Origin of the sequence: Pseudomonas sp. TAE6080, from assembly GCF_018732265.1 — a bacterium.
Classification (GTDB): Bacteria; Pseudomonadota; Gammaproteobacteria; order Pseudomonadales; family Pseudomonadaceae; genus Aquipseudomonas; species Aquipseudomonas brenneri.
Map to the genome: position 1 here is coordinate 74,076 of NZ_JAHIDY010000024.1, position 24,144 is coordinate 98,219.

Below are 24,144 nucleotides of genomic sequence, written 5' to 3' on the forward strand. Positions count from 1 at the left end.
GTTGTCAGTTCGGCCGTCTTCGCGAGCAAGCCCGCTCCCACAGGGGAATGCATTCCAAATGTGGGAGCGGGCTTGCTCGCGAAGGCAGCACCTCGGTCTAGAGCGAAGCCATCTCGGCCTGTGCTTCAACCGCCTTCGCCGCCTGCAACTGGCGCATTTGCTCGCACCCCCACAACACCCGCTCCGGCGTGGCCGGCGCATCGATCTTCGGCTGATGACGATAGTCACCCAGGCTCGCCACCGCATCCTTGATCGCGCACCACGAGGCAATCCCGAGCATGAACGGTGGTTCACCCACGGCCTTGGAGTGGAACACCGTGTCTTCCGGGTTCTTGCGGTTTTCCACCAGCTTCACCCGCAGGTCCAGCGGCATGTCCGCCACCGCCGGGATCTTGTAGCTGGCCGGGCCGTTGGTCATCAGCTTGCCCTTGTTGTTCCACACCAGCTCTTCCATGGTCAGCCAGCCCATGCCCTGGATAAAACCGCCCTCGACCTGGCCGATATCGATGGCCGGGTTCAGCGAGGCGCCCACATCATGGAGGATGTCGGTGCGCAGCATCTTGTATTCGCCGGTCAGGGTATCGACGATCACTTCGCAGCAGGCCGCACCGAAGGCGAAGTAGTAGAACGGTCGGCCCCGTGCCTGGCTACGGTCGTAGAAGATTTTCGGGGTCTTGTAGAACCCGGTGCTCGACAGCGAGACCTGGGCGAAATACGCCTGCTGGATCAGTTCTTCAAAGGTCAGTATCTGCTCACGCACCCGCACATGGCCGTTGTGGAACTCAACATCTGCCTCGCTGACGTCGTACTTGCGCGCGGCAAATTCCACCAGGCGCTGCTTGATGGTCTCGGCGGCATTCTGCGCGGCCTTGCCGTTGAGGTCGGCGCCGCTGGATGCGGCGGTCGGCGAGGTGTTGGGCACCTTGTCGGTGTTGGTCGCGGTGATCTGCACCCGGTCGATTTCCACCTGGAAGATCTCGGCCACCACCTGCGCGACCTTGATGTTCAAGCCCTGGCCCATTTCGGTGCCGCCGTGGTTCAGGTGGATGCTGCCGTCGGTGTAGATATGGATCAACGCGCCAGCCTGGTTGAGGAAGCTGGCGGTAAACGAAATGCCGAACTTGACCGGGGTCAGCGCCAGGCCTTTTTTCAGGATCGGGCTGTTGGCGTTATAGCGACGAATGGCTTCGCGGCGCTCGGCGTATTGGCTGCTGGCTTCCAGTTCGGCAGTCATCTCTTCGAGCATGTTGTGCTCGACGGTCTGGTAGTAATGGGTGACGTTGCGTTCGGTCTTGCCGTAGTAGTTGGCCTTGCGCACGGCCAGTGGGTCCAGCGCCAGATGGCGGGCGATGGCGTCCATCACTTCCTCGATGGCCACCATGCCTTGCGGGCCACCGAAGCCACGGTACGCGGTGTTGGACGCGGTGTTGGTCTTGCAGCGATGGCCGTTGACCGTGGCATCGCCCAGGTAATACGAGTTGTCGGAGTGGAACATCGCACGGTCGACAATCGAGTTGGACAGGTCCGGCGAACAGCCGCAGTTACCCGCCAGGTCCAGATTGATCCCATGCAGACGCCCGCTGTCGTCGAAGCCCACGTCGTATTCGATATAGAAGGGGTGGCGCTTGCCGGTCATCAGCATGTCTTCGACGCGCGGCAGGCGCATCTTGGTCGGCTGGCCGGTCAGGCGCGCCACCACCGCACACAGGCATGCCGGGCTGGCGGCCTGGGTTTCCTTGCCGCCAAACCCACCGCCCATGCGGCGCATATCGACGACGATCTTGTTCATCGACACGTCGAGGACTTCGGCCACCAGTTTCTGCACTTCGGTGGGGTTCTGGGTGGAGCAGTAGACGATCATGCCGCCGTCTTCGGTGGGCATCACCGAAGAGATCTGGGTTTCCAGGTAGAAATGTTCCTGGCCGCCGATATGCAGGGTGCCCTGGATACGGTTTTTCGCGCTCGCCAGGGCACCCGCCGAATCGCCGCGCTGGTGGGTGTGGCTGTCCAGCACGAAATGTTTTTTGCGAAAGGCCTCGACCACATCCAACACCGGTTCCAGGTCTTCGTATTCGATCACCGCCGCCATGGCGGCCTTGCGCGCGGTTTCCAGGTCGCGGGCGGCGACGGCCAGCACCACCTGGCCGACGAACTGCACGGTGTCGATGGCCAGCAACGGGTCACCGGGCATCAGCGGGCCGATGTCTTTCAGGCCCGGCACATCTTCATGGGTGATGACGATGCGCACACCTTCGAAGGCGTAGCAGGGCGCGGTGTCGATACTAAGGATTTTGGCGTGGGCGCGGTCGGACATGCGCGCATACAGGTGTAGCTGATTGGGGAATTCCAGGCGGTCATCGATGTATTGCGCTTCGCCCGACACGTGTTTGGCGGCGCTGTCGTGCTTGACGCTACGCCCGACTCCGCTCGTCAGGTCCTGGGCAAACAGTTCGGCCATTTCGGCTTGGTTTTTTACCACGGCGTGATGGTTAGACATAAGCGGTCACCCGAGTCTCGATGTGCGGTGTTTGCAGTTCGATGAAGTATTTGCGCAGCAGGTTCTGTGCGCTCAGCAGGCGGTATTCCTTGCTCGCCCGGAAGTCCGACAGCGGGGTGAAATCCTCGGCCAGGGCGGCGCAGGCTTTCTCCACGGTGGCGGCGTTCCAGGTGGCGCCGATCAGTACCGTTTCACAGTGTTTCGCACGTTTGGGCGTGGCCGCCATACCGCCGAAGGCGACGCGGGCATCGCTGATCACCCCGTTGTCGATCTTCAGGTTGAAGGCTGCGCACACCGCAGAAATGTCATCGTCCAGGCGTTTGGAAACCTTGTAGGCGCGAAACAGCGCGTGGCCCTTGGGCACGATGATTTTTTCGATGAACTCGCTGTCCTGGCGGGCGGTGACGCGGTAGTCGATGAAATAGTCTTCCAGGGCCAGGGTACGGCGCACGTTGCCCTTGCACAGCACGATCTGCGCGCCGAGGGCGATCAGCAGCGGCGGCGAGTCACCGATCGGCGAGGCGTTGCCGATGTTGCCGCCGAGGGTGCCCTGGTTGCGGATTTGCAAGGAGGCGAAGCGGTGCAGCAGGTCGCCGAAGTCCGGGTATTCGTGGTGCAGTGCGCTGTAGCAGTCGGAGAGGGCGGTGGCGGCGCCGATTTCCAGGCGGTCGTCAAAGGTCTCGATGCGTTTCATGGCCTCAATGTTACCGACGTAGATCATCACTGGCAGCACCCGGTGGAACTGGGTGACTTCCAGCGCCAGGTCGGTGCCGCCGGCCAGCAGCCGGGCTTGGGGGTAGGCGTCGTAGAGGTCGGCCAGGTCGGCGACGGTCAGGGGCACCAGGCAGCGTTTGTCGCCGCTGTTCAACTCACCGGTCTGGGTCGGCGCGATGGCCTTGAGGCGGGTGATGGTCTGCGCTTCGCGGCTGTCGAACTGGTCCTGGGGTTTGTTGCAGCAGGCTTGTTCGGCGGCGGCCAGGATCGGCCGGTAGCCGGTGCAGCGGCACAGGTTGCCGGCGAGGGCTTCGTGGGCCTTGGCACTGTCCGGGGTGTCGCTGTTCTTTTGCAGGGCAAACAGCGACATCACAAAACCAGGCGTGCAGAAACCACACTGCGAACCATGGCACTCGACCATGGCCTGTTGCACGCTGTGCAGTTGGCCCTGGTGCTTGAGGTCTTCGACAGTGATCAGTTGCTTGCCGTGCAGGGACGAGACAAAGGTCAGGCACGAATTGAGGCTGCGATAGCGAATCTGCTCGGCGCCCTGTTCGTCACTATGCAGTTCGCCGACCACCACGGTGCAGGCGCCACAGTCACCGCTGGCGCAGCCTTCCTTGGTACCGGATTTGCCCAGGTGCTCACGCAGGTAGTTGAGCACAGTCAGGTTGGGGTCCAGGGCATGCTCGCTACGGAGTTCCTGGTTAAGTAAAAACTGGATCACGGAAGGCCTCGCAGACTCATTATTGTTGTTAACCGCTTTGCGCCGAATCTAGTCATGTCTGACTTTTCGGTCAATGATTTTCTGACCTAAGGGTCAAGAAAGTGCGATTGCAACACCTTTGATTATGGTTCATATCCCTGTAACCACCGTTTTCAGCGGCGCCTGGGCTTTATCGTCTGCTTATTTCATGCCAAATTCGGCGTTGTGGGCCCAGCGATTGCGCTACACTGCCGCCCTTGTACCGATAGAAGATTTTGAAGGGAAAACATGACGTTCAAGGCGCCGGACAGTCTCGCCGAGCAAATCGCTCACCACCTCGCCGAACGCATTATCCGCGGCGACCTCAAGCCTGGGGAGCGGATCCAGGAGCAGAAAGTCACGCTGGCACTCAATGTCAGCCGTGGCTCCGTGCGCGAAGCCTTGCTGATCCTTGAGCGGCGGCATTTGATCGCCATCCTGCCGCGCCGTGGTGCCCACGTCACCGAACTCACCGCGCACAAGGTGCAGAGCCTGTGCACGCTGATGAGCGAGCTGTACATCCTGCTGGGCAATGCGGTTGCCGACGGTTGGCAGACCCAGGCCGACATGGCGCCGTTCATGCAGATCCAGCAACGCCTGGTGAGCAACTTCGAACGCCAGGACATCCGTGCCTTTGTCGAAGAGTGCTTCAACGTGATGCGCGCCGCGTACCCTTTCGCCAATAACCCGTACTTGCAGGAAACGGTCGAGAACCTGCAGCCGGCGATGAACCGTGCCTATTACCTGGCCCTGGATCAGCGCAAGGCGTCCATGAGCGAGTACCTGGCGCTGTTCGAGCAACTGCTCGCCGCCGTCCTTGCCCGTGACCTGCCGCAGATCCGAAAGGTGCTCTCGGCTTACTGCCAGCGCAGTGCCACGTTGGTCATCGCAGCCCTGGCGGACGCCTAAGCGTGCGGCTCAAGTGCATCAAACTGGCGGGGTTCAAATCCTTCGTCGACCCGACCACGGTGAACTTCCCCAGTAATATGGCGGCAGTGGTCGGGCCCAATGGTTGCGGCAAGTCGAACATCATCGACGCCGTCCGTTGGGTGATGGGCGAGAGCTCGGCAAAGAACCTGCGTGGCGAGTCGATGACCGACGTCATCTTCAACGGCTCCACCAGCCGCAAGCCGGTAAGCCAGGCCAGCATCGAACTGGTGTTCGACAACTCCGACGGCACCTTGGTGGGCGAGTACGCGGCGTATGCGGAAATTTCCATCCGCCGCAAAGTGACGCGCGACAGCCAGAACAGTTACTTCCTCAACGGCACCAAGTGCCGCCGCCGGGACATTACCGACATCTTCCTCGGCACCGGCCTGGGCCCGCGCAGCTACTCGATCATCGAGCAGGGCATGATTTCCAAGCTGATCGAAGCCAAGCCTGAAGACTTGCGCAACTTTATCGAGGAAGCGGCCGGCATCTCCAAGTACAAGGAGCGCCGCCGCGAGACTGAAAACCGCATCCGCCGCACCCACGAGAACCTGGCACGCCTGACCGACCTGCGCGAAGAGCTGGAGCGCCAGTTGGAGCGCCTGCACCGCCAGGCCCAGGCCGCCGAGAAATACCAGGAATACAAAGGCGAAGAGCGCCAGCTCAAGGCGCAACTTTCGGCGCTGCGCTGGCAGGCCTTGAATGACCAGGTGGGCCAGCGCGAAGCGATCATCGGCACCCAGGAAATCAGCTTCGAGGCCCTGGTGGCCGAGCAGCGCAATGCCGATGCGAGCATCGAGCGCCTGCGCGATGGTCATCATGACCTGTCCGAGCGCTTCAACCTGGTGCAGGGACGCTTCTATTCGGTGGGCGGCGACATTGCGCGGGTCGAGCAGAGCATCCAGCACGGCCAGCAGCGTTTGCGCCAGTTGCAGGATGACTTGAAGGAAGCGGAACGGGCGCGCCTGGAAACCGAATCCCACCTGGGGCATGACCGCACTTTGCTGCTGACCCTTGGGGAGGAGCTGGACATGCTCACCCCCGAGCAGGAAATTACCAGCGCCGCCGCCGAAGAAGCCGCTGCCGCCCTGGAAGAATCCGAAACCACCATGCACGGCTGGCAGGAGCAGTGGGACGCTTTCAACCTGCGTTCCGCCGAACCGCGTCGCCAGGCTGAGGTGCAGCAATCGCGCATCCAGCAACTGGAAACCAGCATGGAGCGCCTGGCCGAGCGCCAGCGCCGGGTCCTGGAGGAGCGCGCGTTGCTCGCCGCTGCCCCGGAAGATGCGGCGATCATGGCGTTGAGCGAGCAGTTGGCTGAAAGCGAAATGACCCTGGAAGAGCTGGAGGCCAGCGAAGAACAACAAGTGGAGCGCCTGGAGCAATTGCGCCAGGAGTTGCACCAGGCAACCCAGGCGCAGCAGCAGGCCCAAGGTGATTTGCAGCGGCTCAACGGTCGTTTGGCATCCCTTGAGGCCTTGCAGCAGGCTGCCCTGGACCCGGGCACCGGCACCGCCGAATGGCTGCGCGACCAGCACCTGGCCGAGCGCCCGCGCCTGGCCGAGGGCTTGAAGGTTGAAGCGGGCTGGGAGCTGGCGGTGGAGACCGTGCTCGGTGCCGATCTGCAGGCGGTACTGGTGGACGATTTCGGCGGGTTTGATCTGGCCGGCTTCGCCCAGGGCGATTTGCGCCTGCTCAGTCCGTCGGCTGATGGCACCCGCGTACCGGGCAGCCTGCTGGATAAAGTTGAGGCACAGATTGATCTGTCGCCGTGGCTGGGCCAGGTAAAACCGGTGGACTCCCTGGAGCAGGCCCTGGCATTACGTGGCCAATTGGCCTCTGGCGAAAGCCTGATCAGCCGTGACGGCTACTGGGTTGGCCGGCACTTTTTGCGGGTGCGTCGCGCCAGTGAAGCCGAAAGTGGCGTATTGGCCCGTGGCCAGGAAATCGTCAACCTGAGTGCCGAGCGCGAAGAGCGCGAGGCCACTCTGGAGTCCCTGGAAACCCAACTGCAAACCCTGCGCGCCACCCAGCGCCAACAAGAGACCGGCCGCGAACATTTGCGTCGCCTGTTGCAGGACGAAGCGCGCCAGCAGGGCGAATTGAAAGCCCAGCTCTCGGCGAGCAAGGCCAAGGCCGAACAATTGACCCTGCGCCGCACCCGTCTCGATGAGGAAGTGGCCGAGATGGGCGAACAGCGTGCCCTCGAACACGAACAAGTCGGCGAAGCGCGCCTGCAATTGCAGGACGCCCTCGACAGCATGGCGCTGGACACCGAGCAGCGTGAACTGCTGTTGGCCCAGCGTGACAGCCTGCGCGAACGCCTCGACCGGGTGCGCCAGGAAGCGCGCCAGCACAAGGATCACGCCCATCAGTTGGCCGTGCGCCTCGGCTCGTTGCGCGCCCAGCACGATTCCACGCGCCAGGCCCTTGAGCGCCTGGAGATGCAGTCCGAGCGCCTGACGGAAAAACGCGAGCAGTTGAGCCTCAACCTGGAGGAGGGCGAGGCGCCGCTGGAAGAGTTGCGGCTCAAGCTTGAAGAATTGCTCGACAAACGCATGAGCGTCGACGAAGAACTCAAGACCGCGCAAATCGCCCTGGAAGATGCTGACCGCGAACTGCGTGATGCAGAAAAGCGCCGGACCCAGGCCGAGCAGCAATCGCAATTGATCCGCGGCCAGCTCGAACAGCAGCGCATGGAATGGCAGGCACTGACGGTGCGCCGCAAAACCCTGCAAGAGCAGTTGCTGGAAGATGGCTACGACCTGCACGGCGTACTCAATACGCTGACCGCCCAGGCCAACGAGAAAGACGCCGAAGAAGAACTTGAGCGCATTGCTGCACGTATTCAACGTTTGGGGGCGATCAACCTCGCGGCCATCGATGAATACCAGCAGCAGTCCGAGCGTAAACGTTATCTGGATGCCCAGGATGCCGATCTGGTGGAAGCCCTGGACACGTTGGAAAACGTCATTCGCAAGATCGACAAGGAAACCCGCAATCGTTTCAAAGATACCTTTGATCAGATTAATGGCGGTTTACAGGCGTTATTCCCAAAAGTTTTCGGTGGTGGCAGCGCTTACTTGGAACTGACGGGCGAAGATCTACTCGATACAGGGGTAACGATCATGGCGCGGCCTCCGGGCAAGAAGAACAGCACCATCCATTTGTTGTCCGGCGGCGAGAAGGCCCTGACCGCACTGGCGCTGGTATTTGCGATCTTCAAGTTGAACCCGGCGCCGTTCTGCATGCTCGATGAAGTTGACGCGCCGCTGGATGACGCTAACGTTGGACGGTATGCCCGCTTGGTTAAAGAGATGTCCCAGACGGTGCAGTTCATCTATATCACCCACAACAAGATCGCCATGGAAATGGCCGATCAATTGATGGGGGTGACCATGCATGAGCCGGGCTGTTCGAGACTGGTGGCAGTGGATGTCGAAGAGGCGATGGCGATGGTGGAAAGTTAGCCGCAAGTTGCTAGCTTCAAGCGGCAATAGCGTCGGCTTGAAGCTTATGGTTTGTAGCTTAATTCCTGCGTCAGCCGACACATTTTGCGCCAACTGTGTAAAGTTATCTTTGGTCGTGCTAGTTTAATGTCAATTTTTCGTATGCGTGGGCAAAACGTCAGTCAGAACATAGAGTTGGCGCCACGTTTTAAAGCGGTTTGCACGGTGCTAAACCCCTTATTTTTCAGCATTTTTTATAGAGGCAAGGGATTACATGGAAATCGGTCTGCGCGAGTGGCTGATCGTCATCGGCATTATTGTAATAGCCGGTATTCTTTTTGATGGCTGGCGCCGTATGCGCGGCGGCAAGGGCAAGCTGAAATTTCGCCTGGACCGCAACCTGTCGAATTTGCCCGACGATGACGGTGCCGCCGAGCTGCTGGGGCCGCCCCGTGTCCTGGATACCCATAAAGAACCGCAGCTGGACGAGCACGACTTGCCGTCGATGAGCGCGCCGGTGCGTGAAGCCCGCGAGCCGTCGTCCAAGCGCGGCAAGCGTGGCAGCGCCGCTGTCGCCGAGCCGCATCAGGGTGACCTGAACCTCGACGTGGATGATGGCCCGAGCTTCAGCAGCCGTGATGGTGACTTCCCGGATGAAGCTCCGGCCAAGGGCGCATCGCGTGAGTCCGCCAAGGATCAGCCGGCGGCTGAAGAAGTGCTGGTGATCAGCGTGATCTGCCGCGACGCGGCTGGCTTCAAGGGCCCTGCCCTGTTGCAGAACATCCTGGAAAGCGGCCTGCGCTTTGGCGAGATGGATATTTTCCACCGCCACGAAAGCATGGCCGGTAACGGTGAAGTACTGTTCTCCATGGCCAATGCGGTCAAGCCGGGCACGTTCGACCTGGACGATATCGACCTGTTCAGCACCCCGGCGGTGAGTTTCTTCCTCGGTCTGCCAGGCCCGCGTCATCCGAAACAGGCGTTCGACGTCATGGTGGCTGCAGCCCGCAAGCTGTCCCAGGAACTCAACGGCGAGCTCAAGGACGACCAGCGCAGCGTGCTGACCGCCCAGACCATCGAACATTACCGTCAGCGTATCGTCGAGTTCGAGCGTCGCGCCCTGACACAGAAGCGCTAAGGTTCAATCCTAAGCGTTGCCTGTAGAATCCGTGCACTACATATTGAGCAGCTTCGGCTGCTCTTTTGCTTTCTGAGAGAACACCCATGACCGCCGCCCATACCCGCATCCTCGAACTGCGCGCTGAACTGGATCAGCACAACTACCGTTACCACGTACTCGACGAACCGAGCATCCCGGACGCCGAGTACGATCGGTTGTTCCACGAACTCAAGGCCCTTGAGGCCGAGCACCCGGACCTGGTCACCCGTGATTCGCCCACGCAGCGGGTCGGCAGCGCGGCGTTGTCGGCCTTTACCCAGGTGCGCCACGAGGTCCCGATGCTCAGCCTGGGCAACGCTTTTGATGAAGCCACCATGCTGGAATTCGATCGCCGGGTCACCGAGGGCCTCGACCTGCCGGTGGGCGATCTGTTTGGTGGTGGTGCGGCGGTGGAATACAGCTGTGAGCCCAAGCTCGATGGCCTGGCGGTCAGCCTGCTGTATCAGGACGGCGAGCTGGTACGCGGCGCGACCCGCGGCGATGGCACTACGGGCGAAGACATCAGCGTCAATGTGCGCACCGTGCGTAATATTCCGTTGAAGCTGCAAGGCAGTGGCTGGCCGGCGACCCTGGAAGTGCGCGGCGAAGTGTTTATGTCCAAGGCTGGTTTTGAGCGTTTGAATGCCACGCAGTTGGAAGTCGGCGGCAAGACGTTCGCCAACCCACGCAACGCGGCCGCTGGGAGCCTGCGCCAACTCGACTCGAAGATCACCGCCAGCCGCCCGCTGGAGTTCTGCTGCTACGGTGTGACGACGGATATCAGCGACACCCATATCGGTAACCTGCAGCAGTTGCAGCAGTGGGGCATGCCCATCAGTCACGAGCTGAAGCTGGCCAAGGGCATAGAGGATTGCCTGGAGTACTACCGCGATATCGGTGAGCGGCGTAACAGCCTGCCGTATGAAATCGACGGTGTGGTGTTCAAGGTCAACAGCATCGCCTACCAGCGTGAACTGGGCTTTCGCGCCCGCGAGCCGCGTTGGGCCATCGCCCATAAATTCCCGGCGATGGAGGAGCTGACCGAGTTGCTGGACGTTGAATTCCAGGTCGGCCGCACTGGCGCCGTCACGCCCGTAGCGCGCTTGAAGCCGGTCAAGGTCGCGGGCGTCACCGTGTCCAATGCGACGTTGCACAACATGGACGAAGTGGCGCGCCTGGGCTTGATGATTGGTGACACGGTGATCATCCGCCGTGCCGGTGATGTGATCCCACAGGTCGTGTCGGTGGTTGTCGAGCGTCGCCCGGAAAACGCCCGCGCCGTGCAGATCCCGCAGAGCTGCCCGGTGTGTGGCTCCCACGTGGAGCGCACGCAACTGGTCAAGCGCAGCAAGGGCAAGGAAACCGTCAGCGAAGGCGCGGTGTATCGCTGCGTCGGGCGTCTGGCCTGCGGTGCGCAGCTCAAGCAGGCGATTATCCATTTCGTTTCGCGCCGGGCCATGGACATCGACGGCCTGGGTGACAAGACCATCGAGCAGCTGGTCGATGAAAAGCTCATTGGCTCACCGGCCGACCTGTACAAACTCAAGTACGAGCAGATCATCGACCTGGAAGGTTTTGCCGATGTTTCCAGCAAGAAACTGATCGCTGCCATCGAGAACAGCAAGACTCCGACCCTGGCGCGTTTCATCTACGCCCTGGGCATTCCCGATGTGGGCGAGGAAACCGCCAAGGTGTTGGCGCGCTCCCTGGCCTCTCTTGAGCGTGTCCAGCAGGCGCTGCCGGAAGTGTTGACGTACTTGCCGGATGTTGGCCTGGAAGTGGCTCACGAGATCCACAGCTTCTTTGAAGACAGCCACAACCAGCAGGTGATTGGCGCGCTGCTGTCGCCGGATGAATGTGCGCTGGTCTTGCAGGACCAGGGCGAACTCAGTGCCGAGTTTGCCGCCAGTACCACCCTGGGCGGCTTGCTCGACAAGTTGCACGTACCTTCCGTGGGGCCTGGGGCTGCGCAGAAGCTGGCAGACAAGTTCGGCTCCCTGGAGGGCGTGATAAAGGCTGACTGGCTGGACATGCGTCAGGCCCTGCCGGAGAAGCAGGCCAAGGCCGTGCGTGAGTTCTTTGATAGTGAGGAGAATGCCCGTCGTGCGCTGGCCATCGAGCAGCAGCTCAAGGACTTCGGCATGCACTGGCAGAGCGAGAAGAAGGTGGTCGAGGGCTTGCCTGAGGCAGGCCACACGTGGGTCTTGACCGGGTCGCTGGAGCTGATGAGCCGCGACGTGGCCAAGGAAAAGCTCGAAAGCCTGGGCGCCAAGGTGGCGGGCTCGGTATCGGCGAAAACCCATTGTGTGGTCGCAGGGCCGGGCGCCGGGTCGAAACTGGCCAAGGCCAGCGAGCTGGGGTTGAAGGTATTGGACGAGGAGGCTTTCGTGGCCTTCCTGGCCAAGCACCACATCACTGTCTGATACCGGCCCAATCCTGTAGGAGCGAGCTTGCTCGCGAAAAACCTCAACGATAACGCGGGGTACCTGGTTCCCCGTGGCGGTCTCAGGTTCTTCGCGAGCAAGCTCGCTCCTACAGGGCATTCACTTTGAACGATCTTGCGTGGGAAATGATCTAGTCTTGGGCACGCCCTAGGGAAAGATCGCCATGTTCCGCTATTTCGAGCAACTCAGTTCGCGCATTGCTGCGCCGTTCGCGGCGGGACCATCGCGCAACAGCAAGGTCTGGCAATGTCGCTGCGGGCAATCCTTGTTCTTTCGCAACAGCCAGTGCCTGGCCTGCTCGGCGCTGTTGGGCTATCAGCCTGAGCACAGCCGCCTATCGTCCCTACAGCCGGGCCCCGTGGTCGATACCTGGTTGCAGGACGATAACCTGGAGGCGGGCGCCTTCCGCCGTTGCGCCAATCTAGAAACCCCGGCCGCCTGCAACTGGCTGATTCCGGCCCAGAGCACCGCGCAGTTGTGTGTGGCGTGTAGCCTCAATCGCACCATTCCCGATCTGTCGACCCCGCAAAATCCAGAGCGCTGGCGCAAGGTCGAAACCGCCAAGCGCCGGCTGGTGGCGCAATTGATCAGCCTGGGGTTGCAGGTCATCCCCAAGACGGTTGATGAAGACAGCGGCCTGGCGTTTGACTTTGTGGGCATCGACCTGGAAGGCAAGGCCCCCACCACCGGCCATGCCAATGGCCTGATCACCCTGGATATCAAGGAAGCTGACGATGAGCACCGTGAGAAAATTCGCGTGCAGATGCGCGAACCGTACCGCACCTTGCTTGGCCATTTCCGGCATGAGGTCGGCCACTATTACTGGGATCGCCTGATTGCCGACAGCCACTGGCTAGAACCCTTTCGCAACCTGTTCGGCGACGAACGCGCCAGCTACGCCGACGCCCTTGACCGGCACTACCAGAACGGCCCGCGACCGGACTGGCAGCAAAGCTGCGTCAGCGCCTACGCCACCATGCACCCCTGGGAGGACTGGGCGGAAACCTGGGCTCACTACCTGCACATGATGGACGCCGTCGACACCGCCCTGGGCTTTGGCATGAGCGCAAGGGAGATGGACCTGGACTACCAGCCGTTTCCCATTGCCACCCTTTACGACCCAGAACACCCAGGCGGCGCGGCGTTCCTGTCATTCGTCAACGCCTGGATCGAACTGGCCGGCATGCTCAACGAACTGTCCCGCAGCATGGGGCAGCCGGATTTCTATCCGTTCGTGCTGCCGCCGGCGGTGATCACCAAGCTGCATTTCATTCACCTGGTGATCCAGGAAGAGGGCGGCCGGGCCGACGAAGCAGTAGAGGCTCGCTGATCGAAATGTGGGAGCCGGGCTTGCCCGCGATGCAGGCACCTCGGTACGGCAGGTGCAACAAGGTGATGCAATCGCAGGCAAGCCAGCTCCCACATTTAATAGGGGGATGCTGAGGGGGATGGCAAGTACTTGAACCTCTTGGCTTTTTAATCCTGCACCAACGGTTGTAACTTCCGATGAGATCGGTACAATGGCCCCGCTTGCCGAGAGGCCAGCGTCGTTATGGTGACCCCATCGGTCCCCCCGCAACGATTACCCGTGAACCTGGTCAGAGCCGGAAGGCAGCAGCCACAGCGGGAACATTGTGTGCCGGGGTGTGGCTGGTGGGGTTGCCTCCATAACGCTCTCCTTCGCCACAACCCTCCTGCTTTATCCCTGACTCATCAGAACTTTTCACTTGCCCATGCCTGATTGCGCACGGGGCCAAGCTATCTGTACGCCGCGATTTCCCGCGGCGTTTTCGTGCCTGGCAATCAGCCTTTGTTGCGATTGAAGAACTTGCGCAGGCCTGCCAGCAACGCCACCACGCCAATCACCAGAAATTTCTTCGCTGCCAGCAGGAAGATGCCGATCTTGGCAAACAGCCCGGCCTTGCCGGCAATCCCACCTGCTACCAGCGCGGCCAGGCCGTACGAGGCCAGTTTGTCGGTGCCTGGGTTGTAGTCGGTGTAGAGGTTGCCGTCGGTGAAGTTGGTGAAGGCCAGGACTTTGGGCAGCTCCTGTTTGATGGTGGGCAGGTCGGCCATGGCGGCGACGGCGTTGAGTTCCAGCACGCCCTCGCGGCCGAGCACGCGGATGCTGTAGTTGAGGGTGTTCTGCTCGGCGTCGTCGGCTTTCAGTTCGCGGGCCCAGTACATCTTGTGGGACTGCTGGTCGTAGTGCGGCGGTTCGGCCCAGCCCAGCAGGTGCAGGCCGGCGTAGCCCTGTTTCTGGCGTTCCTTGTTGTCCTCGGCGTCGTCCTCCTGCATTTGCTTGAGCAGTTCGGCGTAGTCGATTTTTGCTGCGTCTTCGTCGGCAATATGCCCGTCGTCCTTGTAGCTGACGATCACGCCCCAGCCGCGTTCCGACAGCGGGCTGACGGCCTTGGGCACGATCATGCCCAGGGTGTTGAAACCCGGTGGGTTACCCCAGCCGTCGGTGAGCAGGCGCTCGGTGTCCTTGGGGTCAAGGTAATAGAACTCGTCGCTGAGCTTGAGCGTGGCAATGCCGCCGGGCAGGGTGACGGTGCCGGTTTGCTGCTTGAGGGAGGCGAGGAAGTGCTCGGCGGTTTCGGCGGGCGCGCTGGTTTCGACCGGTGCCGGGGCTGTGGTGGCATAGGCTGGCGCGGTAGGCAGGCTCAGGGCGGCAGCCGCCAGCAGCAGGCGGAAGTAGTTCATGGTAGTCCCTTACATTTTGAAATAATTTGGCGAAAGGATACCGAATCCGCCTGGGGCGCGCGAGCATGCTGGCAAAAGGCGTGGCCCAGCGCCTGCCAAAAGAGGGGCTGTCCGGTCGGATCATGTCTGGAGGCTGAGGGCAGGCTGCATCAGCGGCCTGCTCTTGTTATGTCGTACGAGCTCTAAGGCTTGGACAAGGCCTGGTCTACCGCCGCTATCAGCTTTCCCAGATCCTTCGGGGTGGCTTTATGAATGACACCGAACAGATAAGCGCGCTGTTCGTCTTCATCGCCCAGATCGGCAAAAAAGACTTTCAGCTTCACTCCCAGAGCCTCCGCAAACAAGAACAGAGCGTCAACGCTGGGTGTATAGGTGCCGGTTTCGAAGCGGCTGATGGTTTTAGGGTCAAAACCGGTTTTCTCACCTAGTTCAGCCTGAGTAAGCCCCGCTACCTTTCGGTAGCGTCTGATGGCTGGACCCAAACTTGAAATTTGCATCGCTCAATTCCCATTTAGAATCAAGAACTTAACGATAAATATTGGCATTAGACAACGGCACGCACCATCACCTTTTCTTGCAAAATGTGATGTAATTCGTAGAATCGGCGTTTAGGACAAGTATTTGGCGGTGTCGTTTCACAGGGCAGCTTTATGAAACAGGAAATCATTGCTTTCTCCTCACTTTCATAAAGGTGGCTGCAAAACAGTTGCTTGGCCGCAGCGCCAGGCTTGCTCTTGCGTGCCCGTGCAGCTCCCGCCTTTCACACCAGACGCTCGAATTAAAGCCTAGTTGATCTTCGTCGAACCGAAGGTCAAGTGCTGGGTAAAACCTGGTTTGGCTGCCAAATGGCGCCAGCCGGCCGATTGACGGTTTACCCGTCTGGAAATACCTCTCTACCTACGGGACCTATCCGGTCCCGGCCGGGTAGATCGAATGCTGTCCATGGAGTTTCAAAGTGCGCGTCAACTTGCCGGTCACCACTGTTGAACAGACTTTCGGGGAGCAGCAACGGCTGATTTCCGCGACTGACATCAACAGTCATATTACCTACTGCAACGCCGAGTTTGCTGCGATGAGCGGCTTTACCCAGGCTGAGCTGATCGGCAGTACCCACAACCTGGTGCGTCATCCGGACATGCCGCCGGCGGTGTTTGAGCTGATGTGGCGCTACCTCAAGGCCGGCCACAGCTGGATGGGCGTGGTCAAGAATCGCTGCAAGAATGGCAACTTCTATTGGGTCAGCGCCTATGTGACGCGGATCCTCGAAGGGGGCCGCTTGGTGGGCTACGAATCGGTACGGATCAAACCGACGCGCGAGCAGGTCCGGCGAGCCGAAGCGCTCTACGCACGCTTGCGTGCCGGGCGTTCGGCGGTTGCGCCGCTGCAACGCCTTGGTGCGGTCAGCCAGGCGCTGGCAGTGCCCGCCCTGGCGGCGGTGATCGCGAGTGGGGCGGTGCAATGGCTGCCCACGGGGTGGGCGCAGGCATCGACCGCGCTGCTGTTACTCGGCTTGGGTGCCTGGGCGCACCTGCGCCTGGGGCAGCAACTCAAGCAGATTGTCGAGCACACGCCCAATACCTTTTCCGATCCGATCAGCGCCATGACCTACAGCGATGCGCTGGGACCGGCTGCGCAGTTGGAGATGATCCTGATCAGCGAAGAGGCGCGCTTGAAAACGGCCCTCACCCGTCTCAGTGACCTGGCCACGCAGATGGCTGGGGCGGCTACCGACTCCAGCGCACTGTCGGCGACTACCGAGTCGGCGCTGCTGGAACAACGTGCCGAAACCGATATGACTGCCGCCGCCATGACCGAAATGGCTGCGTCCATCGCCGAAGTGGCGGTGCACGTCCAACAGACCGCCAGCGAAGCTCGCACCGCCAATGACCTGGCCGGGCAGGGCAGCCAAGTGGTCGGCACCACACGCGAAGCGATTCAACTGCTGGCGGCCACCGTCACCCAGATCAACCAGGCCGTTGGCCACCTGGCCGGCCAGACCCAGGAAATCCGCGTCGCCGCGAGCATGATCCAGGCCATCGCCGACCAGACCAATCTGCTGGCCCTGAATGCCGCCATCGAAGCGGCGCGGGCGGGCGAGCAAGGGCGTGGTTTTGCCGTAGTGGCCGATGAAGTGCGGGCGCTGGCGGGCAAGACCCGGGAGTCGACCGAACAGATCCAGGGCATCATCCAGAACTTGCGCGCCGGCGCCGACGAGGCTGTTGAAATCGCCAGCACCGGCATTCACGAAGCCGAGCAGGGCGTGCAACAGGTATTGCAAGCGCAACAGGCACTGCTGGGCATTCGCCAGGCGGTGGAGCGCATTACTGGCATGAGTCAGCAAATGGCGGCTGCCTCACAGGAACAATCCCACGTCGCAGAGGATGTTTCACAACAGATCAATAACGTCGCGGCCACGGTGCAAAAGACAGCGGGCAATGCCAACGCTGCAGTCATCCGGGGCCGGGAACTTGAAAGCATCTCTTCCGGGTTGCGTGCCCTGGTCGAGCGGTTCAACCGCTAGCCACCTAGAGCCTCATTCATGGATGAGAAATACCGCAGGGCCGTGGATGCCGCCGCCATTTTCTCCGAGACAGACCTCACCGGCCGCATTACCTACGTCAACGACCAATTTTGCGGCATGTCCGGCTACAGCCGCGACGAGTTGCTGGGCCGCAACCACCGGATCCTCAGTTCCGGGTTGCACCCTGCCGGGTTTTTTCAGGGCATGTGGCGCACCCTCACCGAGGGCAAGGTCTGGCGTGGGGAAATCTGTAACCGCGCCAAGGATGGATCGTTGTATTGGGTCGACAGCACGATGGTGCCACTGGTCGATGAGCGTACCAAGCAGGTGCAGAAGTACGTGTCGATCCGTTTTGATGTCAGCGAAAAGCGTCAGCTGCTGCAAACCTTGCAGTGGCGGGTCGGCCACGATGTGCTGACCGGGTTGCCGAACCGGGCTTACCTTTCGGAATTGCTGGTGCAGTCCCTGGAGTTTTCCCGCAGCGAGCACATCCCCCTGGCGGTGTGCATGCTCGATCTGGATGGCTTCAAGGCGGTCAACGACGGCTATGGCCATGCCTCTGGCGACCTGTTGCTGGTGGAGGTGGCCAGCCGCCTGCGTGACATCATCCGTGGCGAAGATGTGGTCGCCAGGCTGGCGGGTGATGAGTTCGTGCTGATCCTGCGCTATGTGCGTGATACAGATGAACTGAATCGCGCGCTGCGGCGCATCCTCTCGGCGATTTCCGAGCCTTATTCGATCCTCGGCGCGCAGATCAACGTGTTTGCCAGCATTGGCGTGACCTTGTTTCCGCTGGATGACGAGGACGCCGACACCTTGCTGCGCCATGCCGACCAGGCGATGTATGTGGCCAAGCAGAGTGGTCGCAACCGCTATCAACTGTTTGACGTGTCACTGGAGCAGGAGGTCAAGGCCACCCACCAGACCGTGCAACAGATTCGCCAGGCCCTGGCGGCGGGGGAGTTGTGCCTGCACTTTCATCCCAAGATCAACCTGCGTCATGGGCAGGTCGTGGGATTTGAAGCACTGCTGCGCTGGCAGCATCCGATACGTGGGCTGGTGTCGCCCAAGGATTTCCTGTCCTTGATCGAGCAGACTGACTTGATTGTCGACGTCGGCGAATGGGTGATGGACCAGGTACTGGCGCAGATGCGTGAGTGGCAAGAGGCTGGGCATTGCTGGCCGGTCAGCGTGAATATCGCGGCCCGGCATTTTCAGCGCGCGGATTTTGTCGAGCGCCTGCAACAACTGTTGGCGCAGCACCCCGACGTTGCACCGCACATGCTCGACCTGGAGATTGCCGAGTCGGTGGCCATCGACCATATCGAGCGGGTCACCGAGCACCTTGCAGCATGCCAGGCGCTGGGGGTGCGGTTTTCCCTGGATGATTTCGGCACCGGCTATTCCTCCCTCAGCTACCTCAAGCGCCTGCCGACCCAGACCATCAAGATCGACAAGTCGTTTGTGCGCGACATCCTGCATGACAAGGACGATTTGGCCCTGACTCAGGCGGTGATCGGCCTGGCCCGGGCGTTTGGCCGCGAAGTGATCGCCGAGGGCCTGGAAACCCTGGAGCATGGCCAACTGCTGCTGCGCATGGGCTGTGAAGTGGCCCAGGGTTATTACTTCGCCCAGCCCATGCCGGCTGACGAGGTGCCGGCCTGGGCGGCTGGGTTTGATCTGCTCAACTATGGCGCCGGTGAGGGTTGAGGCAGGCGCCCACCGTGGCCGGTGTAGAGCTTGATGATTGCGTCAATCTCTCCTGACATCTTCATACGCAGCAGCGTACGCAAAATCCGTTGGACGGGCAGGGCTGGGTCGTTGCGCACGAAGCAGCCCAGGCTTTGCTCTTCGACCACGGCCACCACGTGCAACCTGCGACCCACCGGCAACTGTTGATTGAAACGCTCCAGGGTCCATTCATTGGTGACCGCATACTTGAAGCGCCCGGCTACCAGTTTTTGCAGCACCTGCTCTTCGCTGCGGGCGTCGTCGCGCTTGAGTTGGCCCTTGGCAAACAGCGGTTCAAGCGTCGGGTAGCTGTAATTGAGCACCGTGCCGATATTCTGCGCCGCCAACTTGGGGACGCGTACCGACAACGGGGGGATATGGGCACTGACCAGCACATTGCGCTGCACCAACAAGGGGATGCTCCACACATAATCGCCTGACAGGTTATTGAGCCACGCTTGTGCGACGTAGCAGCGCACATCGATCTCACCGCGCTCCATGGCCGGGGCGATGCGGCCCCGGGCCAGGACCTGGAACTGCGCCGGGAGGCCGACCTGGGTCGCCAGGCTCAACATCAGGTCATACAAAATGCCCTGGGTCGGCTGGTCGCCCTCGATCTGCACCAAGGGCATGGCCCAACTGTCGGAAATCGAGAAGCGCAGCGGCGCAGGTGCCGCCAGGCTCAGTGTGGTGATCATCCATAAAGCGCCCAGGACTACGCGCATAAACTCTCCGGGATCAGCCCTTTGCAGGGCATGCCACTACCAGCTTAGTCAGATTAGGCGAGCGTGCCGGATGCAATTTCCCCCCTGCTCCGCTAGCATTACCGGCTTCCGCTTCCCAGTTGCGACGGTTTTCGATGAGTTATCAGGTTCTTGCACGTAAATGGCGTCCGCGCTCGTTCCGCGAAATGGTCGGCCAGACCCATGTGCTCAAGGCTCTGATCAATGCCTTGGACAGCCAGCGGCTGCACCACGCCTACCTGTTCACCGGCACCCGCGGGGTGGGCAAGACCACCATTGCGCGGATCATCGCCAAGTGCCTGAACTGTGAGACGGGCATCACATCGACCCCCTGCGGCACCTGTTCGGTGTGCCGGGAGATCGACGAAGGGCGCTTTGTCGACCTGATCGAGATCGACGCCGCCAGCCGCACCAAGGTCGAGGACACCCGCGAACTGCTGGACAACGTGCAGTACGCGCCTAGCCGTGGCCGCTTCAAGGTCTACCTGATCGACGAAGTGCACATGCTCTCCAGCCATTCCTTCAACGCCCTGTTGAAGACCCTGGAGGAGCCGCCGCCCTACGTGAAGTTCATCCTGGCCACCACCGACCCGCAGAAACTTCCTGCAACGATTTTGTCGCGGTGCCTGCAGTTCTCCCTGAAGAACATGACCCCCGAGCGGGTGGTCGAGCATTTGACCCATGTGCTGGGTGTCGAGAACGTGCCGTTCGAAGACGACGCCCTGTGGCTGCTGGGTCGCGCCGCCGATGGCTCGATGCGTGACGCCATGAGCCTGACCGACCAGGCGATTGCCTTCGGTGAAGGCAAGGTCATGGCCGCCGACGTGCGGGCCATGCTCGGTACTCTCGATCACGGGCAGGTCTTTGATGTGTTGCATGCGCTGATCGAAGGCGATGCCAAGGCACTGCTCGAAGCCGTGCGCCATTTGTCGGAGCAGGGCCCGGACTGGAATGGCGTGCTGTCGGAAATTCTCAATGTGCTGCACCGCGTCGCTATCGCCCAGGCCCTGCCTGAAGGCGTCGATAACGGCCACGGTGACCGCGATCGCGTGTTGGCCCTGGCACAGGCGTTGCCGGCCGAAGATGTGCAGTTCTACTACCAGATGGGCCTGATCGGTCGCCGTGACTTGCCATTGGCGCCAGACCCGCGCGGTGGCTTTGAAATGGTCATGTTGCGCATGTTGGCGTTCCGCCCGGCGGACACCGCCGACGCGCCGAGACAGCCGCTAAAGCCAGTGGGGATCAGCCAGGCCACAGTTGATTCCGCCAAACTAGTGGCTGGCGCAGCGGTTGCTGCACCAGTGGTCGCGCCGACGCCTGTCGCACCGGAGCCGAAGCCGGTCGTCGCACAGCCTGTGGCGCCCGTGGTGGTAGCCGCGCCGGTTGCCGAGCCTGCGCCCGCGCCTGTAGTCGACCTGCCCTGGAACGCGCCGGTAGAGGCGGTGGTCGAGCAGCAGCCGGCAGTCGAGCCCGTGCTGGAAACCGCTGGCGAACAGCCCGAACTCACGCCGATGCCGACGCCAACTCCCGACAGCGTGGTGCCCGATGCGCCGGAATGGATCGCTGCGCCCGTGCCTGAGCCGACTTTCGCCGAAGTGGATGCCGCCACGCCGGACATTGACCTGGACGACGAGCCGCCGCTGGACGAAGACTACATCGAGCCGGACATGGATTCGGCCTACAGCTACCTGGACGATCTCGCCAGCGAGCACACCGCCGAGCCTGCTCCCGAGCCCGAGGCGGAACCCGCCGCGATGCCGGCCACGGGCCTGGCCCTGCAATGGCTGGAGCTGTTCCCGAAATTGCCGATCTCCGGCATGACCGGCAGCATCGCCGCCAACTGCACCCTGATCGCCGTCGATGGCGATCACTGGCTGTTGCACCTGGACCCGGCCCACAGTGCCCTGTTCAACGCGACCCAGCAGCGCCGGCTCAACGATGCCCTGAACCAGTTCCACGAACGCCCCCTGACGGTGACCATCGAGCTGATCAAGCCCGAGCAGGAAACCCCGGCCCAGGCTGCGACCCGTCGCCGTCTCAACCGCCAGCGCGAGGCCGAGGAGTCGATCCAGGCCGATCCGCTCATCCAGCAGATGATGACGCAGTTTGGCGCGGTGGTGCGACACGATACTATTGAGCCCGTCGAAGCCCAGGCAGCACAGGGCTGATAGTTGAAGGCGCCGTGCCCCAAGGCTCGGCGCCGTATTGATCCACGTACTTTTGAGGTGATTCCCATGATGAAAGGTGGCATGGCCGGCCTGATGAAGCAGGCGCAGCAGATGCAGGAAAAAATGGCCAAGATGCAGGAAGAACTGGCCAACGCCGAAGTCACCGGTAAAGCCGGTGGCGATATGGTCAGCGTGGTGATGACCGGTCGTCACGACATCAAGCGCGTGAGCATCGACCCAAGCGTATTGCCGGGCGTGGGCGAAGACGACCTGGAAATGCTCGAAGCCCTGTTCGCCGCGGCCGTCAACGACGCTGTGCGCAAGATCGAAGCCAACAGCCAGGACAAAATGTCCGGTGTGACCGCAGGCATGCAACTGCCGCCGGGCATGAAGCTGCCGTTCTGATCGGTGACATGCAATAAAAAATGCCAGGCCTTGTGCCTGGCATTTTTGTTTGTGTCGGTCAAAATCGAACGTCAGTATTGCAACAGCTGTCTGCACCCTATACCGCTGAATTCAATCACCGATATAAAGGAGCCTCGCTGATGACTCAAGCCATGACCCTTAACCAGCGCATCGTCCTGGTATCCCGTCCGCAAGGGGCGCCGGTGCCGGAAAACTTCCGCCTGGAGCGTGTGGCGCTGCCAGACCTGGCAGACGGCCAGGTCCTGCTCAAGACCCTGTTCCTGTCCCTGGACCCCTATATGCGTGGGCGTATGAGTGATGCGCCGTCCTACGCCGCTCCAGTGGAAATCGGCGAGGTAATGACCGGCGGCGCTGTCAGCCGTATCGAACAGTCGCGCAACCCCAAGTTTGAAGTGGGTGACCTGGTGGTCGGTGCCACCGGCTGGCAAAGCCATAGCATCAGTGACGGTCGTAACCTGATGCCGGTGCCCAAGGGGTTGCCGAGCCCGTCCATGGCCCTTGGCGTGCTGGGCATGCCCGGTATGACGGCCTACATGGGATTGATGGATATCGGCCAGCCCAAGGCCGGGGAAACCCTGGTCGTGGCGGCGGCCTCCGGTGCGGTGGGTTCGGTGGTCGGCCAGGTGGCCAAGCTCAAGGGCCTGCGGGTGGTGGGCATCGCAGGCGGCGCGGACAAGTGCCGCTATGTGGTGGATGAGCTGGGTTTTGACGCCTGTATCGACCACAAGAGCGCGGACTTTGCCAATGAACTGGCCCTGGCCTGTTGCAAAGGGGTGGACATTTATTACGAAAACGTCGGCGGCAAGGTCTTCGACGCCGTGCTGCCCTTGCTCAATGCCAAGGCACGGATTCCCCTGTGCGGCCTGATTGCCGGTTACAACGCCCATGAAGCCCCCACCGGACCCGATCGGTTGCCGGCGCTGCAACGCACCCTGTTGACCAAGCGCGTGCGCATCCAGGGCTTTATCGTGTTTGACGACTATGGTGATCGGCACCCCGAATTTATCAGCGCCATGGCGCCGTGGGTGCGTGACGGCAAGGTCAAGTTCCGCGAAGACGTGGTCGAGGGTCTGGAGCAGGCGCCCGAAGCCTTTATCGGCTTGCTGGAAGGGCGCAATTTCGGCAAGTTGGTCGTGCGTATTTGACGCTTATCCGAGGCGCGGGTATAAACCGCGTCTCGTTGTTTTGTCGGACCTTTGCCCCATGAGCTTCAGCCCCCTGATTCGTCAACTGATCGATGCCCTGCGCACCTTGCCGGGCGTGGGCCAGAAAACTGCCCAGCGCATGGCGCTGCAACTGCTGGAGCGTGACCGCAGCGGCGGCTCCCGCCTGGCCCAGGCGCTGAGCCAGGCCATGGACGGCGTGGGGCATTGCCGCCAATGCCGCACCCTGACCGAAGAAGAACTGTGCCCGCAATGCGCCGACCCCCGCCGCGACGACACGCTGCTGTGCGTGGTCGAAGGGCCGATGGACGTGTACGCGGTGGAGCAGACCGGCTATCGCGGGCGCTATTTTGTGCTCAAGGGCCACCTCTCGCCCCTCGACGGCCTGGGGCCGGAGGCGATTGGCATCCCGCAACTGGTGGCGCGCATTGAAGAGCAGGGCACCTTCAGCGAAGTGATCCTGGCCACCAACCCGACGGTGGAAGGCGAAGCCACGGCGCATTACATCGCACAACTGCTGAGCAACAAAGGCCTGGTCACTTCGCGCATCGCCCATGGCGTGCCGTTGGGCGGCGAGCTGGAGCTGGTGGACGGCGGCACCCTGGCGCACTCGTTTGCCGGGCGTAAACCTATCGCCCTCTAACACCCACCACAAATTCCCAGATATGAATGAGCTTATGTGGGAGCGGGCTTGCTCGCGAAAGCGGTGGATCAGTCAATACATGTACCGACTGATCCACCGCTTTCG

15 protein-coding genes, 1 other RNA gene and 2 pseudogenes are annotated in these 24,144 nt (G+C 61.5%); 13 read left to right on the forward strand and 5 right to left on the reverse strand.

Annotated elements, in window-relative coordinates; translation table 11 throughout:
- Positions 1-97: 97 nt before the first annotated feature.
- Positions 98-2,497, reverse strand: a complete 2,400-nt coding sequence (gene xdhB, locus KL786_RS18390; protein WP_215518514.1) for a xanthine dehydrogenase molybdopterin binding subunit — start codon at positions 2,495-2,497, stop codon at positions 98-100.
- Complete coding sequence (xdhA, locus tag KL786_RS18395; protein ID WP_215518515.1) at positions 2,490-3,938, reverse strand: xanthine dehydrogenase small subunit; 1,449 nt, start codon at positions 3,936-3,938, stop codon at positions 2,490-2,492. Before xdhA ends, xdhB begins: the two co-directional genes overlap by 8 nt.
- A gap of 267 nt (positions 3,939-4,205) precedes the next feature.
- On the opposite strand from xdhA, the gene KL786_RS18400 reads away from it, so the two are divergent.
- The 6 genes from KL786_RS18400 to ffs all read left to right on the forward strand — a co-directional run bounded on the left by KL786_RS18400 (position 4,206) and on the right by ffs (position 13,597).
- The gene (locus tag KL786_RS18400; protein ID WP_065943389.1) at positions 4,206-4,865 is read left to right on the forward strand and encodes a GntR family transcriptional regulator; all 660 of its coding nucleotides are present in this window, start codon (positions 4,206-4,208) and stop codon (positions 4,863-4,865) included.
- Positions 4,866-4,867: 2 nt separating this feature from the next.
- Complete coding sequence (gene smc, locus KL786_RS18405; protein WP_215518516.1) at positions 4,868-8,356, forward strand: chromosome segregation protein SMC; 3,489 nt, start codon at positions 4,868-4,870, stop codon at positions 8,354-8,356.
- A 253-nt stretch (positions 8,357-8,609) separates the two neighbouring features.
- Complete coding sequence (gene zipA, locus KL786_RS18410) at positions 8,610-9,473, forward strand: cell division protein ZipA (protein WP_032863359.1); 864 nt, start codon at positions 8,610-8,612, stop codon at positions 9,471-9,473.
- 86 nt (positions 9,474-9,559) lie between these two features.
- On the forward strand, positions 9,560-11,917 hold the full coding sequence (ligA, locus tag KL786_RS18415) for an NAD-dependent DNA ligase LigA (RefSeq protein ID WP_215518517.1): 2,358 nt from the start codon (positions 9,560-9,562) through the stop codon (positions 11,915-11,917).
- Between the two features lie 184 nt (positions 11,918-12,101).
- Entirely contained in the window at positions 12,102-13,268 is a 1,167-nt protein-coding gene (locus KL786_RS18420) for a zinc-binding metallopeptidase family protein (protein WP_215518518.1), read from the forward strand.
- Between the two features lie 232 nt (positions 13,269-13,500).
- An RNA gene (ffs, locus tag KL786_RS18425) (signal recognition particle sRNA small type) lies at positions 13,501-13,597 on the forward strand.
- Between the two features lie 144 nt (positions 13,598-13,741).
- Here ffs and KL786_RS18430 read toward each other — a convergent pair.
- Together KL786_RS18430 and KL786_RS18435 are read right to left on the reverse strand one after the other, a co-directional pair.
- Complete coding sequence (locus tag KL786_RS18430; RefSeq protein WP_215518519.1) at positions 13,742-14,644, reverse strand: DUF2167 domain-containing protein; 903 nt, start codon at positions 14,642-14,644, stop codon at positions 13,742-13,744.
- Positions 14,645-14,826: 182 nt separating this feature from the next.
- Positions 14,827-15,141, reverse strand: a complete 315-nt coding sequence (locus tag KL786_RS18435; RefSeq protein WP_032863355.1) for a helix-turn-helix domain-containing protein — start codon at positions 15,139-15,141, stop codon at positions 14,827-14,829.
- 458 nt (positions 15,142-15,599) lie between these two features.
- Here KL786_RS18435 and KL786_RS30130 point away from each other — a divergent pair.
- From KL786_RS30130 to KL786_RS18445, 3 genes and pseudogenes are all read left to right on the forward strand, one after another.
- Positions 15,600-15,872: pseudogene (locus KL786_RS30130) on the forward strand (PAS domain-containing protein); the annotation flags it as partial.
- A gap of 801 nt (positions 15,873-16,673) precedes the next feature.
- Positions 16,674-17,165, forward strand: a pseudogene (locus KL786_RS30135) (methyl-accepting chemotaxis protein); the annotation flags it as partial.
- Positions 17,166-17,183: 18 nt separating this feature from the next.
- A complete protein-coding gene (locus KL786_RS18445; RefSeq protein ID WP_215518521.1) occupies positions 17,184-18,875 on the forward strand; it encodes a putative bifunctional diguanylate cyclase/phosphodiesterase in 1,692 nt (563 codons plus the stop codon).
- Here KL786_RS18445 and KL786_RS18450 read toward each other — a convergent pair.
- A complete protein-coding gene (locus tag KL786_RS18450) occupies positions 18,854-19,621 on the reverse strand; it encodes a substrate-binding periplasmic protein (protein ID WP_215518522.1) in 768 nt (255 codons plus the stop codon). The genes KL786_RS18445 and KL786_RS18450 overlap by 22 nt on opposite strands.
- Positions 19,622-19,755: 134 nt before the next feature.
- Here KL786_RS18450 and dnaX point away from each other — a divergent pair, with 134 nt between their 5' ends.
- The 4 genes from dnaX to recR all read left to right on the forward strand — a co-directional run bounded on the left by dnaX (position 19,756) and on the right by recR (position 24,039).
- Positions 19,756-21,807 carry a DNA polymerase III subunit gamma/tau gene (dnaX, locus tag KL786_RS18455; RefSeq protein ID WP_215518523.1) on the forward strand — a complete coding sequence of 684 codons (2,052 nt, stop codon included), beginning with the start codon at positions 19,756-19,758 and terminating at the stop codon, positions 21,805-21,807.
- A 66-nt stretch (positions 21,808-21,873) separates the two neighbouring features.
- Positions 21,874-22,212 (forward strand): YbaB/EbfC family nucleoid-associated protein, encoded by a 339-nt coding sequence (locus KL786_RS18460; RefSeq protein ID WP_003193199.1) that lies wholly within the window; start codon positions 21,874-21,876, stop codon positions 22,210-22,212.
- A 140-nt stretch (positions 22,213-22,352) separates the two neighbouring features.
- Positions 22,353-23,378 (forward strand): NADPH-dependent curcumin/dihydrocurcumin reductase, encoded by a 1,026-nt coding sequence (gene curA, locus KL786_RS18465; protein ID WP_215518524.1) that lies wholly within the window; start codon positions 22,353-22,355, stop codon positions 23,376-23,378.
- Between the two features lie 58 nt (positions 23,379-23,436).
- On the forward strand, positions 23,437-24,039 hold the full coding sequence (recR, locus tag KL786_RS18470) for a recombination mediator RecR (RefSeq protein ID WP_032863350.1): 603 nt from the start codon (positions 23,437-23,439) through the stop codon (positions 24,037-24,039).
- The last annotated feature ends 105 nt before the right edge of the window (positions 24,040-24,144 follow it).

Bases quoted from the DNA above. Each gene is read 5' to 3' on its own strand.
- xdhB (WP_215518514.1), bottom strand. From the start codon at position 2,497: ATGTCTAACCATCACGCCGTGGTAAAAAACCAAGCCGAAATGGCCGAA.
- KL786_RS18400 (WP_065943389.1), top strand. From the start codon at position 4,206: ATGACGTTCAAGGCGCCGGACAGTCTCGCCGAGCAAATCGCTCACCAC.
- zipA (WP_032863359.1), top strand. From the start codon at position 8,610: ATGGAAATCGGTCTGCGCGAGTGGCTGATCGTCATCGGCATTATTGTA.
- ligA (WP_215518517.1), top strand. From the start codon at position 9,560: ATGACCGCCGCCCATACCCGCATCCTCGAACTGCGCGCTGAACTGGAT.
- KL786_RS18420 (WP_215518518.1), top strand. From the start codon at position 12,102: ATGTTCCGCTATTTCGAGCAACTCAGTTCGCGCATTGCTGCGCCGTTC.
- KL786_RS18430 (WP_215518519.1), bottom strand. From the start codon at position 14,644: ATGAACTACTTCCGCCTGCTGCTGGCGGCTGCCGCCCTGAGCCTGCCT.
- KL786_RS18435 (WP_032863355.1), bottom strand. From the start codon at position 15,141: ATGCAAATTTCAAGTTTGGGTCCAGCCATCAGACGCTACCGAAAGGTA.
- KL786_RS18445 (WP_215518521.1), top strand. From the start codon at position 17,184: ATGGATGAGAAATACCGCAGGGCCGTGGATGCCGCCGCCATTTTCTCC.
- KL786_RS18450 (WP_215518522.1), bottom strand. From the start codon at position 19,621: ATGCGCGTAGTCCTGGGCGCTTTATGGATGATCACCACACTGAGCCTG.
- dnaX (WP_215518523.1), top strand. From the start codon at position 19,756: ATGAGTTATCAGGTTCTTGCACGTAAATGGCGTCCGCGCTCGTTCCGC.
- KL786_RS18460 (WP_003193199.1), top strand. From the start codon at position 21,874: ATGATGAAAGGTGGCATGGCCGGCCTGATGAAGCAGGCGCAGCAGATG.
- curA (WP_215518524.1), top strand. From the start codon at position 22,353: ATGACTCAAGCCATGACCCTTAACCAGCGCATCGTCCTGGTATCCCGT.
- recR (WP_032863350.1), top strand. From the start codon at position 23,437: ATGAGCTTCAGCCCCCTGATTCGTCAACTGATCGATGCCCTGCGCACC.